The sequence below is a fragment of the Actinoplanes sp. NPDC051411 genome (assembly GCF_040682075.1).
In the GTDB taxonomy this organism is placed as follows: Bacteria; Actinomycetota; Actinomycetes; order Mycobacteriales; family Micromonosporaceae; genus Actinoplanes.
This window is the reverse complement of record NZ_JBFBAD010000190.1, coordinates 1-16158: the sequence shown is the minus strand read 5'-3', so window position 1 is coordinate 16158 and position 16158 is coordinate 1. Positions and strand designations below refer to the sequence as shown.

Here is a 16158-nt window from a genome sequence, read left to right as displayed (position 1 = left end):
CGCCTACATGGCCTTAACCCGATGCGACCAACAACCTATAAACGACGCCTACGAACCGTCGCCCGGCGCCGGGCGACGAGCACCCGATGTGGGCGAATCTGCAGCCGAACGAACCCCCGGCCGCGATGCAGTCTCTGTGGTGAGCGCCGGATCAGCACAAACGCGATGACGTCCTTCTTCTGCCTGAACGGCCGCGAGTCACATGGCTGTAGTTAAGGTGACCTGCGCTTCCTCCGCTTGCGGAAATATCACTCGTGAGGGTGACTGGGAAGGTGCTGCCGGCGTGGGAGTACCAGGATTGGCAGGTCGAGACCGTGATGGCCGACCTGGGCTCCGGGCTGACCGAGCAGATCGAGATCCGCCACGGCGCATCATGCTGGCACGTCGCGACGCCGGACGAACGTGACGCGCTGCTGATCGGGCACGGCGTCGACCCGGGCGCGCTGACCGAGGCCACCACGGTCGAGGACGGGTGCGAGTGATGCCCTCGACGCCCGGCCTGGAGCTGCTCGCCCCGATGCTCGCCTCCGCCGGTCCGTTGCCTACCGGGCCGGGCTGGGCGTGGGAATTCAAGTACGACGGGGTCCGCGCGATCACGTACGTCGACGAACGGGTCCGCGTGTACTCCCGCAACAACAACGAGATCACGGACACCTACCCCGAACTCGCCGAGGCCGTCGATCTCCTCGCTGGCCGCCGCGCGGTCCTCGACGGTGAGATCGTCGCCTTGGACCACGACCAGCCGAGCTTCTCGTTGCTGCAGCAGCGCATGCACACGGCTGTCCCGGCGCAGCGGCTGCTGCAGGCTGTGCCGGTCTTCTACTACGTGTTCGACGTTCTCGCTGTCGACGGCCAGGACCTTACCGGTCAGCCGTACTCGGCCCGCCGGGAGATCCTCGCCGGTCTCGGCCTGGTCGGCGAGCACGTGAAAGTGCCGGCGCACTTCGTCGACGTAGACGGACAGAAGATGCTGCAGGCCGCGGAGATCGCCGGATTGGAAGGTGTCGTGGCCAAACGGCTAACCTCGCCGTACCGGGCCGGCAAACGCTCGGCCGACTGGACCAAGGTGCCTTCTGTCGGGGAGACGGGTCGATCTGTGGGCGATAACCGCAGGTCAGAGACGGTCGGCACGCAGCTTGCCATGCGCTACATGTGTCGCGGACAGCATGGTCACGCCGCACCGATGCGGCGGGTCACGACGTCCTCGCCGTTGATCTCGACGAGGTCACCGAGGTCGACACCGGCGCGGGCAAGCAGTTGTTCCACCGCGGTCAGTTCCAGGCCTTCGATCACGTTGTCGGCGTGCAGCAGCCGGTACGAGCGCAGGCCATCGCGCCGGATCACCTCGACCCGCCAGCGCCCGTCGGGTGTGGCCAGCGCCCCTTCAACCTCGGCCGGGGCGGGCACGGTCGGTGCCGGTTGCCGGCGCGCCTCGCCCGGGGTGCGGTCGGGCCGCAGTCCGCGCCAGGAGGGATGGCGCATGCGCCCGTCGGGTGTCCAGTTGCGGAAGGCGACCTCGCCCACCAGCACGGGTTCGACCCAGTGGGCGTGCCGTGCATGCTCGCGCGGGACGTCAGACACCGGCGATGTACCGCGGGCGATCGCGGCGAGCTGTTCGTGGAGCTGACGCAGCATGACGTCGGTGAAGCCGGTGCTTATGTCGCTACTTTGCCGGTGTCGCAGTCGTTGATGTCACGGGCGTGAGAGCCCGGGGTCCAGGGGGTCGGGTTGCTGCTGTTTCGAACGTCGTTGTCTTCGGGATCAGTCACTCCAGGTGTGTCCGATGCCGGCTCCGTGCTCGGTCGGGCCGGGGTGCGTGAGGGTCAGCCGTTCGTGCTAGCCGCGGACGGTTCCTATGATGTCGCGCTGAATCGTTTCCTGCGGGAATTGCCGAGCTGGGGTGTGCGATCACCGCGCAGCGTCGACGCCTACGCTCGGGATCTGTTGGTGTTCTGCCGGTTCCTGCACGATTCGCGGGGCGGCAAGACGATCTGGCGCGCCGATAGCGTGGACCTGCGTGCGTTCAAGACGGCAAGGCGCCGGGTCGACGGGTTCCAGGTGGCTGCTTCGACGTGGAATCGGTTCTTGGCCGCGCTGGACAAATGGGCGCGGTGGGCAGTCGCAGAGCGGCTGATTCCCCAGTTGCCGTTTCGTCGGGTGGAGCGCACAGTGATGACACCGCAGGGCCTGGCGGTGGTATCGACGAACGCGGAGCGAGAGCGCGACGATAGGTCCGCGTCGGTGTCGTTCCTGCCGTACGACGAGTACGTGGTGTGGCGGGATGTCGGGTTGCGGGGTCACCTACCTGCCGGGGGCCCGGACCCGGCGTGGCGGGGTCGGCACGGCGCCCGGAACGCGTTGTTCGCTGACCTGTTGGTGGGTACGGGGATGCGGCTGTCGGAGGCTTCCAGCCTGCTGGTCAATGAGATCCCACCGCTCGTGGAAGGCCGGGTGTGCGGAAATCTGCATTTAGCGGCGGCGGTGTGCAAACGGTCGCGGGCCCGCACAGTGTTCTTGTCACGCGTGTCCTGCGCGACGTGCACCACTACATGCGGATCGAGCGCAGCCAGCTGGTAGCGCGTCGCCGCGAGGGCCTCGGCTACAGCGGCGTTGGTGCCGTGGCCGTGATCAGCGCCGGGCGGCACAGCGTCAGCGTCGCGGGGCAACGGCCAGCGCCGTGTTCGCGGATTCCGGCTGCGGATCGGGCCCGGCTGATCCGTTGCGGTGGTACCGATGAGGACGGGCCGTTGTGGCTATGGCTAGGCGATGACGGGATGCCGCTGGACCGTTCGGGGTGGCAGGCGGCGTTCCGAGCGGCGAACGCGCGGTGCGCCGGGTTTGGACTGGAGCTCGTGGCGCATCCGCATCTGCTGCGGCATACCTTTGCCGTGCACATGCTCGGTTTGCTGCTGCGCCAGACGGTGCGAGCGTTGCGCGTCGAGCCGGGTCAGGTCGAGCCGGGTCAGACAGTGACCGGACACCAAGTCAAGCGGCTACTGATCGGTGACCCGCTGCGCAAGCTGCAACTGCTGCTCGGTCATCGCCACGTCGAGACTACGTTCGGGTATCTGGATGTGTTGGACGAGGCGCAAGAGATCGTGCTGGCGGCGCTCGAGGAATGGGACGATCAGGCCGCCGCGTTGGCCACAGCCGGCGCCGCGTGGTGAGCGGCCGGGCAACCGGCCGGGCAACCGGCCGGCGGGGTCGCTGGGCCGTCCTTCCCGCGGCCGAAGACCTGCCCGAGGAGACGGGACTGGTCAGCCGGCTCGGGCCGGTGGTGGTGCGGCTGGCATTGGATGATGGCCACCTCGTGGTGGACCTGTCCGACTTGCCCTGTCCGAGGCTGGCGCGTCAGATCGGGGCGGCTCTGCTCGACGTGGTCTCGGGCGGTCGGCGGTCCGTCACGTCGGTCAAGGCGAGCGTGGTCGCGGTGCGCCGCTTCGTCAGCTTCATCGCCGACACCCGCCTTGTGGAAATGGCCGGCTTGGACCTGGTCAATCTGCATGGCGCGGACCTCGATGAGTTCGAACGTGCCTTGATCAACGAATACGGTCCCGAGAGCCGCCGACCGCACAGCTTGATGGAGTTAGTGGTCGGGCTCTTCAGGGTCGCCGCTGCGTCGGCTCCGTGCTCGGCGGAACTGCGCACGCGTCTGCAGATGACCACCCGGGTCGCGCCGGCTCGCACCCGGGCGCCGCTGGACGCCTATCCATCACCGGTGTTCGAATCAATCAAGACCGCTGCGCTGGCCGACGTACGCGCCGTCGCGAAGCGTATTCAGCAGGGAGAGGCACTCGCCCGCAACGGGACGGACCCCGAAGTTGGCGGCTGGGACCGAGTGGAGAATCTGCTCTGGCAAATCAGCCACCGCGGGCCGCTGGCGGCCACGGATCAGCGCGGATACCCGGTGCCGGCGCTTGCCGCCTGCGGAGGGGCCCGGTACCTCAACGGCATGCTCTATCCGATGGCGGAGGACATCCTCGCGTTCGTCGTCGCTGTGGCGTGCCTGACTGGGCTGGAACCGGAATGCGTTCGAGGGCTGCGCGCCGACTGTGTCTCCGACCCGGCCAGAGGGTTCGTATCCCTGCACTATCTCAAGCGACGTGCCGGCCCGGCCGCGCGCAAGTCGATGCGTATCGCCGATGGCGGCGCGGTTCACCATCCGGGCGGGTTGATCCGTCTGGCTCAGCGGGTTACCGAACGTGCCCGCACCCAATTGGGCACCGACGCGTTATGGGTAGCGTGGGCCCGGCAGGGACAAGGGCTGTTCGAGGCGTTCGCGAGCGGTCGCGGCGCGGTCATCGAGTACGTGCCGCGGTGGTTGCGCCGCCACGGCCTGGACCAGTTGCACGACCACGACGGCCTACTGCGGCGGATCGATCTGCGGCGGCTGCGCAAGAGTGTCAAGTCGCAGCAGTACCTGCGCTCGGCTGGCGTCCTGGCCGACTTCGTTCAAGGACATAGCAAGCAGGTCGCCGCCAGCCACTACGCCGATATCGGCGCGCACCGCGACATTCACGAGCAGGCCGTCGAGGACGGACTGCGCGAAGCGCTCGACCTGGCTGCACCGCCGGTCGTGCTCAGCGATGACGGCGCACGCCTCGACGACGGCCCGACTCCGCTGCCACCGCAGGAGGTGTCCGCCGCGTTGTCTGGCCACAGCGACGTGTTCCTGGCCTCCTGCCGCGACTTCCACAACACTCCGCACGCTCCGGCGGGCAAGCCGTGTCCGGTGCCCATGTGGGGTTGCCTGGAGTGCCCGAACGCGGTGTTCACCACCCGGCACCTACCGCAGGTGTTGACGTTCCTCGACTTCGTCGAACGGCAACGCGACGAGCTAGCCGCCACCGAGTGGGCTTCGCGTTACCGGACTGCGCACGAGCGCATCGTTCACGGCGTCCGGAACCGATTCTCCGCTGACCAGTTGGCAACCGCCCACGCCATCACCGAAAGCGGCGGCCCGCTCCTATTGCCGGCCGACTTCTGGGAAGGCCTGAGGTGAGCGACGCCGAGCCGGCAGCCTCCGCCGCGGGCCCACGCTTTGCGACAACGCCGGATACGTGGGTGGTGCCGGAACACCTGACCAGCTCTACCACGGGGCGGGGTCCCCACCTCGACGATGACGTGTGGGACCTGCGTTCCTTTACGCCTCGAGCGTCGCGGATGGCCCGGCTGCACTTCGGCACCTTCCCGAGCGCGTCGGCCGCCGCGGTGGCTAAGCAATATCTGCACTCGCGGTTGAATCGGGCGGTGGCCGTGCACGGTGCGGTATCCGTGGCTCGGCCGATGAAGGTGACCGGCGCCTACACCGAGTTCAGCCAGCTCCGGCTGGTGCTGCGGGCCTTGCACGAGCGGGGCATCACCCGGCTGGACGGTGTCACCCAAGCGGTCCTCGACACGCTGGTCCGGTCCTGGAGCGCCGAGTGCACGCCGGACACGCTGGCCGGCCGGATAAGCATGTTCACCAAATTGGCCGCGCACGGCCCGTTCCTCACCACCGACCAGCTCAGCTTCGCGCCGTGGCCCGGCCGGCACGCCAACCAGATCGCCGGACATAGCAGTCCGCCGGAGAACATCACTCCCCGCATCCCCGAGCAGATCATGGCGCCGCTGCTGCGCGCCGCCGTCTTCTACGTTCGCACCGCCGCGGCGGACCTGCTCACCGCCCACCGCGAGTTGCAGGCCCTCACCGCGGCATTGCCCACCTCACGGTGCCAGCCGGCAGACATCCCGGCCCGCCTACGAGCGTTCGTCGAGCACCGCCGAGCCCAGCAGCGGGGCCTGCCAGCGCTACCGGCCGGGCTACGCGACCGCTTCCCCGACGCGACGGAGATCGACGGCGTCGTGCAAGCACCGAACCAGAGTCTGATCTGGCTGATGGCCGGAGTCCACGCCGCCGCGCCCTACCGGCAATTGCTGATCGCCGCGGGCGCCGAACTCGGTACGAGCAAGGTGGCCTCGACACCCCCATGTCCGCGTGGCCGGACACCGGCCTGCCATGGCGACCCCGTCTGGATCCGCGGAGCCTGGCCGCCGAGCTGAACCAGCTACGTGTTGCCTGCTGGATCGTGATCGCCTATCTGTCTGGTATGCGCGACGTCGAGAAACGGGCGAAGTTGCATCTGGTGAGGCACTCGGCACTGCTCAATATTTGAGTAGCAGCAGCTCAGAGTGCTACACAGAGACAGCTTGCCGCGCGATCAACAAATCTGCCAGCACCCCTTGCGCTCGACTCATCTCGGCTCAACAATGTTGCATCTGATGTAACGGAGGTTGGGGTGGGTCAAGCGGCTGGTCTGCCTGGTGCGGCGCATCTGGTGCTGGCGGAGAACGTCGTGCATTTGGATCCGGCGCCAGCGGTATTCGAGGCGATGCTCGAGGGGTGGTCCCGGCAGCAGCGGACGCGGTTCTTGAAGTGGGAAGCGACGATCAAGCCGCGGTTGTCGCTGGTCCGCCGGTTCGCCGAGTTCACCAACCAGTACCCGTGGCAGTGGGAGCCCGCCGAGGTGGAGGCGTTCTTCGATCACCTACGAACGGAGAACCCGAGCCTCACGCAGTCCACCGGTCGGCAGTACCAGAACGGCCTGCGAATGTTCATGGACTTCGTCACCGACGCCCGCTACGGATGGCTCGCGCTCTGTGTCGAGCGGTTCGGCCGGACCCCGGCTCAGATCCTGCACGAGTGGAACTCCGTCGCCCATGTGGCCGAGTTCGAGGGCCAGCCGGGACGGCGGCCGCTGACCTACGACGAGGTCCAGGCGTTGTTCGACGCGGCCGACGGACGCGTCGAGGACAAACGGACTCTGGGCCGCAAGGGCGCGTTGACGGCGATGCGGGACTCAGCGCTGCTCAAGGCGTTCTACGCCTACGGCGTACGCCGTCAGGAGATGGTCGGTCTCGATCTTTCCGACCTGCGGCACAACCCGAAGGCCCCGGACTTCGGCCGGTTCGGTGCGTTGTTCGTACGGTACGGCAAGTCGTCGAACGGCAGCCCGCCCAAGCGGCGCACGGTGTTCACCGTCCCGGAGTTCGACTGGATCGTCGAGGTGCTCGAGCACTATCTCACCGAGGTCCGGCCCCGGTTCGAGGTCGGCCAGCACCCGGCGTTCTGGGTGACCGAACGGCGCGGCCGACTCTCCAAGCGCAGCGCGAACGAGGCGTTCGAGAACGTCCGTCAGGCCGCCGGGCTTCCCAACGAGTTGGACCTGCACAGCCTGCGCCACTCGATGATCACGCATCTAGTGGAGTTCAACTACCCGGAGCGATTCGTTCAAGACCAGGCAGGTCACAAGGTCGCAGCGACCACGGCGATCTACACCGGAGTGTCGGACGAGTACCGCAACCGGCTACTGAAAAGCAAGCTCACCGCCCGCCACACGGGACTCTGGGAGAAGCCATGATCAAGAAGATGGGGATCCGCTGGAACCTACGCAAGCTCATGGCCACCCGCGACATGTTCCAGACCACCGACCTGGGACCGCCGCTCGCCGAACGCGGCATCCACCTATCCCGCGAGCAGGTATTTAGGCTGGTCACCCAGCCACCCCAACGGCTCTCGATGGACACCCTCGCCGCGCTCTGCGACATCCTCGACTGCACCCCGAACGACCTCATCGAGGTCGAGACCGTCAACGCCGAGGTCCGCAAGGCCGCTGGGGAGACGTCCGGGCCGACGCCGGCGGTCCGGCGTACCTTGATCCGGAAACCCGAAGGGCTATGACCGCCCCGTCCACCGCGGCCCGCCTCGCCCGGCAGGCCGCCCGCATGACTGCTGCGATGAGCGCGGCGGCCATCCAGATCACCACGGCGCTGCCGGGCATGAGCAGAGACGCTGCCACCGCAGCGCTGGACGTCGCGGTCCCAACCACGATCCGCAGCGCCGCACGGTTCCTGGAGGAACTCGCCGACCACCTGGCCGCTCATCCCGACACGCTCACCTCGGGCAGCTCCCACTGTCCGCCGGTCCTGATCCGCCTGACCCACGTCTTGCACGACGCGGGGCACCCCGTTGTCCGGCCAGGCTGCGCCCGCTGCGGCAAGATCCACCTCGACCTGCGGCAGCTCCGGGCCGAGGGCAGGATCTGCGGGACCTGCGACGGACGAGACCGCAAGGCAACGTGCGCCCGCTGCGGCACCGCCGACACGAAGATCGTCGCCAAACGGCCGGAGGGCGGCATCTGCGACGCCTGCTACCGCGTCGACCCCGAGGTCGTCGAAGCGTGCCGCGAGTGCGGCAAGCTGCGCTGCCCAGCGCAACGGCTACCCGACGGCGGGGCGCTCTGCCGGGTCTGCTGGAAACGGCCCCTGCACACCTGCGTGTCCTGCGGAAAGACCGCTCCGGCGGCACTGCTCGACGAGCACGGCGCCTACTGCCACCTTTGCTACTCCCGGCATCGGCGTCCTCGCCGGACCTGCGGTCGCTGCGGACGCCTGGGAAGAATCGCGCGCAACGCCCACGGCGATCAGCCTGATCTCTGCGACGGCTGCTATCGCGGACCGGAGCGGATCTGTTCACGCTGCCAGCGGCTACGGCCCTGCCAGGGGGTCGTCGCCGGCGAGCCGATCTGCCACAGCTGCTACGCCCGCGACGAGCGACCTCGCGTCACCTGTACTCGCTGCCGGCGCGACAAGCCCGTGATGACCTACTGGCCGAACGGGCCAGTCTGCCAAAGCTGCTACACCGCCGTCGTCCGTTCCCCCGCCGAGTGTTCCCGCTGCCACGAACTCCACCCGCTCATCGCCCACGACCCGCACGGCGCTGGGCTCTGCGGCCCCTGCGCCGGGCACAACGTCGACTACCGCTGCCGCCAGTGCGGACGCTCCGGCAACCCCTACGGCCGTGGCCGCTGCGCCCACTGCGTACTCGCCGACAGGGTCCATAACCTGCTCGCCGGACCCGACGGCACCATCCCCGCGCAACTCCAGCCGTTCGCGGACCGCCTCACCAGCACCCGCACCCCGTTCAAGACCATCCAGTGGGTTCACGAACACCCGAACGCCAAGCTCCTGGCCGAACTCGTCGCACAGGGCCGCGAGATCAGCCACGACCTGCTCGACGACCTACCGCCCGGCGCCGCCCTTCAACACCTGCGCCAAATGATGGTGCAAACCGGTGTCCTGCCCGAACGACACGAAGACCTCGAACGCGTCCCCGCCTGGCTGGAACACCACCTGCTCGACAAGCCGGTCGAGCACGCCAACCTCATCCGCCCGTTCCTGCACTGGCACCTGCTGCGCCGGGCCCGCCACCGCGCCAGCGGACGCGCGACTCCCACCACCGCCGGCCGCGGCCTACGCCGCCGGATCCTGGTCGCTCTCGACCTGCTGGCCTGGATCGACGCCGAAGAAACAACCCTGGCGGACCTACGTCAGGACGACCTCGATCGATGGCTCGACGAGAAGAAGACCCAGCGCCGCAACGGCGTACGCTACTTCCTCGGCTGGACCGCTGACCGTGGCCTCAGCCGCCGGCTCACCGTCCCGGCCATCCCGCGCCAGGAACCCGCCGAGTTCCTCGACGACGATCAACGCTGGCAACTGTTGCACCGCTGCCTGGCCGACGAAACCCTCCCGATCCAAGCCCGGGCGGCCGGAGCGCTCATCCTCCTGTTCGCCCTGCAAGCCCAACACCTCCGGCACCTCACCGCCGACCAGCTCACCGAGCAAGGAGGCAACACCTACCTGACGGTCGGCCGGCACCCCATCCTGCTACCACCGCGCCTGGGCGTCCTCCTGCGAAACCTGGCCTCCCGGCCTCCAACACCGCTCATGATCCCGCACGGCCCGAACACACCCCGATGGCTGTTCCCCGGCAGGGTTCCCGGACAACCCATCGACGGGCACAGCCTCACCAACCTGCTCAACCGGCACGGCATCACCGTCCGACCCGCCCGCAACGGAGCCCTCGCCGCGCTCGCCGCCGACCTGCCCGCCGCGATCCTCGCCGACCTCCTCGGCCTCCACGTCAACACCGCAGTCCGCTGGGTCACCTACGCCCGACGAGACTGGACCGACTACCTCGCCCTCCGATCCGCCCCGGCCAGCGAGCCCCGACCGCAGTCTGCCGCCGTGCTTGGCGAAGAAGAAGCGCTAAACCGGAGTTGATTGATCTTTCAGTGGTGAACCCCCTGCCGAACACGAGGTTCACCACTGACCGTGACGAGCCGGACGGCGGCGTCCCTATCACTAGTTAGCCCTGAACGCCCGAGCCGCAGTTGGGGTGCCAGCCCGCACCTCGGCTTCGAGCTCCACGACCCGACGCTGCGCGACCAGGAGCTTGACAAGCTCCTCTGCGGCGCATGCATCACCGGAGTCCGCGCGATGCCGCAGCTCGTCCACCCGCCCATGCCGCGCGAGCAGGCAGGCCATTTCATAATCGGAGACTCGGTCATGGCCCTCGGCGCGGGCCCGGAGCATCGCGATCGCCTCGTCAACGTGGCCCTGATCAGCGAGCAGCCCGGCGAGTCGCTCAGCAGCAGGCCGGTCACCCCGGCCGGCCCGCGCGCGCAGCGTGTCCGCGTCCCCCTGCGCGGCAAGCAGCCCCGCCAGCGCGCGGGCGCATTCGGCATCCCCGGCGTCGGCCCGGGCGAGAAGTTCCTCGCCGTGACCCTGCGCGGCCAGTAAATCGGCGAGTGTTCGTTCTAGGTAGGCGTTGCCGCCGTCGACCTGCGCGCGCAACACGACGAGCGCGTCGTCCGGAAACCCCTGGTCGGCGAGTACTTCGGCCAGCATTTCGGCTGCGTCCTCGTCGCCGTCTTCCGTCCGTGCCCGCAACTCGGCGACGCGGCCCGCAACGGCGAGCCCCTGCGCCAGCCACTCGGCGGCCTCGTTGGCGTATTTATCGCCGGTCTCCTCGTCGACCGGCTGCAGGTCCGCTGCGTGTGCCCGGGCCCTGAGTTCTTCGAGGTGGCCATTGGCGGCGAGCCAATAGCAGAGCTGATCCGTGGCCGGCCAACCGTCGTCGTCGGCGCGGGCCCGCAGTTCGTCGATCAAGCCCTGCTCGGCAAGGTATTTGGCGTAGACCTCCGCCGCCGACCAATCTCCGACGTCAGCCCGGGATCTTAGTTCTTCAATGTGACCGTGCTCCGCCAAGAGTTCCGCTAAAGCACGTGATGCGCCGTATTCTCCGGCGTCGGCCGAGGGCCGCAGTGCAGCGAGCGCCTCGTCGACTTGTCCATCACCGGCGAGCAGGCGAGCCAGCGGTTGCCCGGCGACCGTCTCACCGGCCGCGAGCGCGCAACGGAAGAAGCTTTCCGCGCGGCGGATACACAGCCGCCGTTCGGCGTTGTCGGCGAGCCTAAGTGAGTCGGACGAAGCGTGGTGGTCGACGAGGGCCAGCCACACGTCGTCCGGGATCGGCTCGCAGCGGCGGACCTGCCGGCCGTACTGGTGCAGATAGTCGGCCACCGTGTAGCCGATTGTCCGGCCCATGCCGCCTGCGACCGGGGACAATGCCGACGTCGCTCCGCTCAGCAGGGCGCAGGCGTAGGCCAGGGCCTGGTCGAGCCAGTCGTCGGGCGCGGTCGCCCGCTCCCGGTCGTTGAGATAGGCCGGGGCCGCTGACTCGAGATACGCGCGGGTCAGCGGTGCCGCCGACCCCACTCGGCGCGCATCGAGCGCGGCCGTGATCACCGCCTTGCCGAAGGCGTCCTTGGGCGGGGCGGACTGCCATTGCCGGATCAGCTGCGGCCCGGCGGCTAGCACCTGGGTGAATCCGGCGTCCGGTGTATCCAGTGCGGTCTGGATCCGCCCGTCGCTGGCGAGCTCCACCGCGCGCTGGCGCTCGGCTACCGAAAAGTCCCCGGGAACGTCCAGGACCCGAGCTAGCCCGAGGAGGGCTCGGTCGTCTGCGTAAGGATCGGATTCGTCATTGGGTGCTCGGGGAGTAGCGCGGCGAAGGTACTCATCCGGCCAAAGCGTGGCGACCAGGACCATGCCGCAACCGATCAAGGAGAAGGCATCGCCGGATGTGAGCCGTTCCCGACCGTTGAGGTAGTGCTGGAGTTCGTCCATCCACACGACGGTGCGCGGTGGGCGCGCGGATCGAAGTTCCCGCACCGTCGGCCCGACGGCATCGACCTTGACCAGCCACCATTCCGGCAGGACCACCTTGACGGCCTCGAACAGGGCTCTTGTCTTGCCGGCGGACGACCCACCGACGAGTAGCACGAATCCGCCGTCCACCGACGCGGCGGTGAGGCTGGCACGCAGGTCGGCGTCGAGGTCCCGCGGCACGTACGGTGGTAGTTCCCCGATTGTGCCGGAGACTTGGATGGAGGCGTGCACGCCGAGTAGACGTGGCCTGGCCTGCCGCACTCGCATCGCTCCGGCCGGTCGACGCAGGTGCGCGGTGGCGACACGTTCCCACGCCGCAAGCCAGGGTTGCTGAGCGTCCGCGTCCAGGCCACACGCAGTCAGGAATGTATCCACCGTCTCCCGCCTGGGCACGGACCTGCCGTGAAGCACGTTGTTCAACGTTGCTGGCGGCAGGACCCGTCGCCCCTTCCTGTTCCCGTTCGGGTTAACCGCCTTGTCGAGATCCGCGTACGAGCGCGAACCGCGAAGCCCTTGGAACGCTCCAGCGAGCTCGGCCAGGGTGCGCACCGTCACCGGATCGACCGTCCCTGCTGCGCCGGCTGCTGGGTCGCCGCTCACCGTGACCTCCCATCTGTTCGGCAGACATGCGCCGAACACCACCGAACCAGCGTAGAGCGCCGCCAATCTGCAGACGGTCGTCCTGGTCACTCGCCCGGTGTACCTCCGGCCTGTTCGGCTTCCTTCCAACCCGGTGCCGAACCAGCCGACCAGGGGATTTCCTCGGAGGCGTCCCCAGGGAGAACCGGCCGGCTCCTCCCGCCCGAACCCGTGACGGGAGCACAGGATGGCGCCTCAACCGACCGAGAAGAACTGGCGGGAAAAGATCACCCTCGCCGCCATCGCCGGCCTCATCGCCGGCATAGCCAGAGCCATCACCGCCGAGATCCTCGAACACCTGACGTCCATCTGACAGCAGCCACTGCGGGACCGATCGAGTCGGCCGGGCCCGCAGTGGTGATTGTCAGGGGATACCGCACACCCGGAATATGTGCACTCCACCAGTAGTCCGAGAACTGACCCGCGACTGCGCCATCACCGGCACAGGACCCGACGGGCGAACCCGGCACAAGATACGAGGACGAGTATTCAAAGACCGCCGGCTACACGGCGACCCTGCCGAATGGGTCGTACTCGACGTCGTGCACCAAGCGATCGGGATCCTCACCGAGATCAACAACGATCCCGAACACCTGTTCGCGCACCACGGCACGCTGATGGGCCACCCAGGAGCGCGGATCAACGAGTTCCGCGACCACCTCAACACGCTATTCGGCACCCTTGGCGAGCCGTTCATCCCTCACGACGGCGAACAGCCCTGGGCCTTCACCACCCGACAATTCCGCCGCACCCTGGCCTGGCACCTGGCCCACCAGCCGTTCGGCGTCGTGGCCGGCGCCCGCCAATACAAGCACGCCAAGATCACCATGTTCGAAGGCTACGCCGGCACCACCGACTCCGGATTCGCCGCCGAAGTCGCCGCCGAGCAAACCATCGCCCAGCTCGACTACGTCGAAGACCTCTACCGCGACTGGAACGACGGAGCCTCCGCTGGCGGCGGCGCGGCCGCCCGCATCAACGCCGAGTTCGACCGGATCCGTGTCGAACTCGGCGACCTCCCCGGCACCGTCGCCGAACCGGCCCGGCTGCGAGCCATGCTCCGACATCTGGGCACCACACTTCACCCCGGCGTGCTCAACGACTGCTTCTTCACCCCGGCCACCGCGATCTGCCTCAAACGGGCCACCACCCCGGGGCCGCCGGTGCCGCAGCACACCGCCTGCCTGCGTTGCTCCAACGCCCGCCGCTCCACCGTGCACCTCGGCCGGCTCACCGCAGCCCGAGACCAGGCCCACCAGCTCGACCAAGAATGCCGGCGACGGGCCGAGCAGATCCCACCACTACAACGCCAAGCTATCCGCACCCACCTCGCCGAACTCGACACCCTCATCGCCGAACTCGAACCGAAACGAACATCATGACCACCAGCGAGACACAGCAACGGCTCGACGAGGCACTAACACGCCTGCTCACCGGTCAGCCCGCCCGCACCGACGGCCGCCTGACCGTCGCAAATCTCTGCCTCGAAGCCGGCGTCGGACGAGACTCGTTCTACCGCAGCCCTTTCATCCGCGCCCGATTCACGCAAAGCCGAGCGAACCAGGAGGGCCACCAACCAGAACTGATCCGGCTCCGCGAACAACTCAGGACGCAGCAGGCTGAGACCGGCACCGCGGCCCGGCGCCACGCCGAAGCCGTCCGGCTACTCGAGCAGACCATCACCAGCTACGCCAACCACATCCAAACCCTCGCACTGCGCGCTGCTGAGCTGGCCGACGAGAACGAGCAGCTCCGCAATCAACTCGCCCACCGCCAAGCCGTCCGCACCCTGTCGACTCGTCCTGAACTCCGGACTACGCCACACCGGTAAACCGGACACCCAACGAGAGGGACCGGGTCCTGACCGACGCGCGATAACTGCGCCACAAGCGGATACAGAATCAAGGCAACGCGACACGCACGGGCCGGGAGCACATTGCTGGGTGGCGCGCTCCCGGCCCCGTCACAGCGTAGCCGCGAACTTTTCCGGACCAACTGGGTGCTGGCTCATGACTCGGGTTCCCGTCACGGTCTGTGATCAGCGTTCCCATTCCAGGGTGATCTTGGCCTTGCGGGGCAGCGCCAAGTAGAGCAGCCCGGTCGCGGCGACCAAGGCGAGGCCTCCGTGGAACTTGGTCTCGAGGCCGGGCGGGACCAGGCCGAGCATCTGTGTGAGCGAGGAGGCCAGCAGAGTCCCGAAGCCACCGCCAGCGGCAACCTTGACCTTGCGGTTGATGCGCGGGTCGAGTTGGTTGTTCGGGGTCGTGTTGCGGTTTTTGGGCGTGCGGGAGCCGTCCGCGTTCGCGGGCATGGAGAACCTCCGGAAAGAACGAGCGGGAGAAGTCTGAGGGCGCCGCTCGCGACCGTTCGCGGGTCGCGAGCAGCGTAATCCGCCGCAGGCGGGAGGGGCTCAGGCGAATGCCGCCCTGGTCCTCGGCCTCGTCGTGGTGGGGATGTGGAGTTCGCCAGCCTGTCGGCTGGTGAAGTCTTTGCCCAACCGGTCCAACTTCCTGCGGACGCGTTCGCCGAAGGCCGGCGGGTGTCCGGCGGCCTTTGCGGCCAGATCCCAGGTCATGCCGTCGTGAACTGCGTAAAGGTCAGCAACTTCCCGCTCGCCGGGCTTGAGCCTGGCGAGGACACGGTCGATGCGCGGGTCACGGAACTCGGGCAAGCTGAGCACGAGGTCCTCGACGGAGCCCGGGTCGGGCAACGCCTCGGCCAGGGTGAGGACTAAGTCGCTGTCGGCCTGGCCCAACGGCGTGTTCAGAGACACGATGCGGCGATGCCCGAGCTCGGTTTCGCTGATCGGCCGGTGGTTGCGGTGGAGCTCCCTGATCCGCTTGAGCAGCACCTCCTTCACATTCTCCGGCTCGGCCTTCATCCAGGCGTCCTCGAGCAGCGCCTCCTTCGCGGCCTCGATGTGCGGCTGGCCTTTCGGGAAGAGATACAGGACCTCGAACATGAACTCGCGGACAACCTCCTTGCTGTTCTCCTCCTCGTCGAGGATCGCCTCGCGGGCCCGGACGGCCGCCCAGAAGACCGCGCGGACGGTCAGCGCGAAGAGCACCTCGGTCACCGCCGACCAGTCAAGCCAACTGATGTCGCGGACGACCGTCACGAAGCCGTCCGCGATCGGCCGGACGGCCTCGGCGAGGTCGGGCAGCTCCCATTTCCAGCAACCAAACATCGAGCTGACCTGCTGCCGCAGTTTCGCCTGGTAGGTCATGAAGCCCGAGGCCCATTCCCGTGTGTGCCGGAACGCGCCCATGAGCCAGTTCGAGCTGCTGGTCACCGCGTCCCTGAAGCGCTGGGAGACGTTGAACACCGGCCAGGCGGCCGCGGCGATCTGCTCCTGGATGCGACGCAGCGCCTGTCAGCGCTCACGGAATTCTCCGGGGTCTGGCTCAGGTAATTCCCCAGGTGGTGGCCCTCGGGGTGTAGTTCTATCTGGTGGTTGTGGTGGTT

At 68.0% G+C, this 16158-nt stretch carries 15 protein-coding genes and 1 pseudogene; 12 read left to right on the top strand and 4 right to left on the bottom strand.

Features of this window, described 5'->3' with window-relative positions; genetic code table 11:
* Nucleotides 1-254 precede the first annotated feature (254 nt).
* Complete coding sequence (locus tag AB0M88_RS49530) at nt 255-482, top strand: hypothetical protein (RefSeq protein ID WP_364114634.1); 228 nt, start codon at nt 255-257, stop codon at nt 480-482.
* Nucleotides 482-1057 (top strand): annotated as a pseudogene (locus AB0M88_RS49525) (DNA ligase); the annotation flags it as partial. The gene AB0M88_RS49530 and the pseudogene AB0M88_RS49525, both read left to right, overlap by 1 nt.
* A 113-nt stretch (nt 1058-1170) precedes the next feature.
* Here the strand turns inward: AB0M88_RS49525 and AB0M88_RS49520 are convergent.
* Nucleotides 1171-1659 carry a hypothetical protein gene (locus tag AB0M88_RS49520; RefSeq protein WP_364114636.1) on the bottom strand — a complete coding sequence of 163 codons (489 nt, stop codon included), beginning with the start codon at nt 1657-1659 and terminating at the stop codon, nt 1171-1173.
* Nucleotides 1660-1776: 117 nt separating this feature from the next.
* On the opposite strand from AB0M88_RS49520, the gene AB0M88_RS49515 reads away from it, so the two are divergent.
* From AB0M88_RS49515 to AB0M88_RS49485, 7 genes are all read left to right on the top strand, one after another.
* Nucleotides 1777-2577 (top strand): site-specific integrase, encoded by an 801-nt coding sequence (locus AB0M88_RS49515; RefSeq protein ID WP_364114632.1) that lies wholly within the window; start codon nt 1777-1779, stop codon nt 2575-2577.
* Nucleotides 2538-3167, top strand: a complete 630-nt coding sequence (locus tag AB0M88_RS49510; protein WP_364114630.1) for a hypothetical protein — start codon at nt 2538-2540, stop codon at nt 3165-3167. Before AB0M88_RS49515 ends, AB0M88_RS49510 begins: the two co-directional genes overlap by 40 nt.
* The gene (locus AB0M88_RS49505; RefSeq protein WP_364114628.1) at nt 3161-5002 is read left to right on the top strand and encodes a hypothetical protein; all 1842 of its coding nucleotides are present in this window, start codon (nt 3161-3163) and stop codon (nt 5000-5002) included. Before AB0M88_RS49510 ends, AB0M88_RS49505 begins: the two co-directional genes overlap by 7 nt.
* A gap of 161 nt (nt 5003-5163) precedes the next feature.
* Nucleotides 5164-6042 (top strand): hypothetical protein, encoded by an 879-nt coding sequence (locus tag AB0M88_RS49500; protein WP_364114626.1) that lies wholly within the window; start codon nt 5164-5166, stop codon nt 6040-6042.
* A gap of 236 nt (nt 6043-6278) precedes the next feature.
* Nucleotides 6279-7400, top strand: coding sequence for a tyrosine-type recombinase/integrase (locus tag AB0M88_RS49495; protein ID WP_364114624.1), 1122 nt, complete (start codon nt 6279-6281; stop codon nt 7398-7400).
* Nucleotides 7397-7720, top strand: a complete 324-nt coding sequence (locus tag AB0M88_RS49490; protein ID WP_364114622.1) for a helix-turn-helix transcriptional regulator — start codon at nt 7397-7399, stop codon at nt 7718-7720. Before AB0M88_RS49495 ends, AB0M88_RS49490 begins: the two co-directional genes overlap by 4 nt.
* Entirely contained in the window at nt 7717-10104 is a 2388-nt protein-coding gene (locus AB0M88_RS49485) for a hypothetical protein (protein ID WP_364114620.1), read from the top strand. The genes AB0M88_RS49490 and AB0M88_RS49485 overlap by 4 nt, the downstream gene beginning before the upstream one ends.
* A gap of 81 nt (nt 10105-10185) precedes the next feature.
* Here AB0M88_RS49485 and AB0M88_RS49480 read toward each other — a convergent pair whose 3' ends face one another.
* Nucleotides 10186-12720 carry a hypothetical protein gene (locus AB0M88_RS49480; protein ID WP_364114618.1) on the bottom strand — a complete coding sequence of 845 codons (2535 nt, stop codon included), beginning with the start codon at nt 12718-12720 and terminating at the stop codon, nt 10186-10188.
* Nucleotides 12721-12880: 160 nt separating this feature from the next.
* On the opposite strand from AB0M88_RS49480, the gene AB0M88_RS49475 reads away from it, so the two are divergent.
* From AB0M88_RS49475 to AB0M88_RS49465, 3 genes are all read left to right on the top strand, one after another.
* Nucleotides 12881-13006, top strand: coding sequence for a hypothetical protein (locus AB0M88_RS49475; protein ID WP_364114616.1), 126 nt, complete (start codon nt 12881-12883; stop codon nt 13004-13006).
* A 229-nt stretch (nt 13007-13235) separates the two neighbouring features.
* Entirely contained in the window at nt 13236-14075 is an 840-nt protein-coding gene (locus AB0M88_RS49470) for a hypothetical protein (RefSeq protein WP_364114614.1), read from the top strand.
* Nucleotides 14072-14524 (top strand): hypothetical protein, encoded by a 453-nt coding sequence (locus AB0M88_RS49465; RefSeq protein WP_364114612.1) that lies wholly within the window; start codon nt 14072-14074, stop codon nt 14522-14524. Before AB0M88_RS49470 ends, AB0M88_RS49465 begins: the two co-directional genes overlap by 4 nt.
* Nucleotides 14525-14731: 207 nt before the next feature.
* Here AB0M88_RS49465 and AB0M88_RS49460 read toward each other — a convergent pair whose 3' ends face one another.
* Both AB0M88_RS49460 and AB0M88_RS49455 read right to left on the bottom strand, forming a co-directional pair.
* Complete coding sequence (locus AB0M88_RS49460; protein WP_364114610.1) at nt 14732-15004, bottom strand: hypothetical protein; 273 nt, start codon at nt 15002-15004, stop codon at nt 14732-14734.
* Between the two features lie 99 nt (nt 15005-15103).
* Nucleotides 15104-15961 carry a hypothetical protein gene (locus tag AB0M88_RS49455; protein WP_364114608.1) on the bottom strand — a complete coding sequence of 286 codons (858 nt, stop codon included), beginning with the start codon at nt 15959-15961 and terminating at the stop codon, nt 15104-15106.
* Between the last annotated feature and the right edge of the window lie 197 nt (nt 15962-16158).

Coding starts and splice junctions, on each gene's coding strand:
- AB0M88_RS49500 (WP_364114626.1), top strand. CDS start 5,164: ATGGCCCGGCTGCACTTCGGCACCTTCCCGAGCGCGTCGGCCGCCGCG.
- AB0M88_RS49490 (WP_364114622.1), top strand. CDS start 7,397: ATGATCAAGAAGATGGGGATCCGCTGGAACCTACGCAAGCTCATGGCC.
- AB0M88_RS49485 (WP_364114620.1), top strand. CDS start 7,717: ATGACCGCCCCGTCCACCGCGGCCCGCCTCGCCCGGCAGGCCGCCCGC.
- AB0M88_RS49475 (WP_364114616.1), top strand. CDS start 12,881: ATGGCGCCTCAACCGACCGAGAAGAACTGGCGGGAAAAGATCACCCTC.
- AB0M88_RS49465 (WP_364114612.1), top strand. CDS start 14,072: ATGACCACCAGCGAGACACAGCAACGGCTCGACGAGGCACTAACACGC.
- AB0M88_RS49460 (WP_364114610.1), bottom strand. CDS start 15,004: ATGCCCGCGAACGCGGACGGCTCCCGCACGCCCAAAAACCGCAACACG.
- AB0M88_RS49455 (WP_364114608.1), bottom strand. CDS start 15,961: ATGGGCGCGTTCCGGCACACACGGGAATGGGCCTCGGGCTTCATGACC.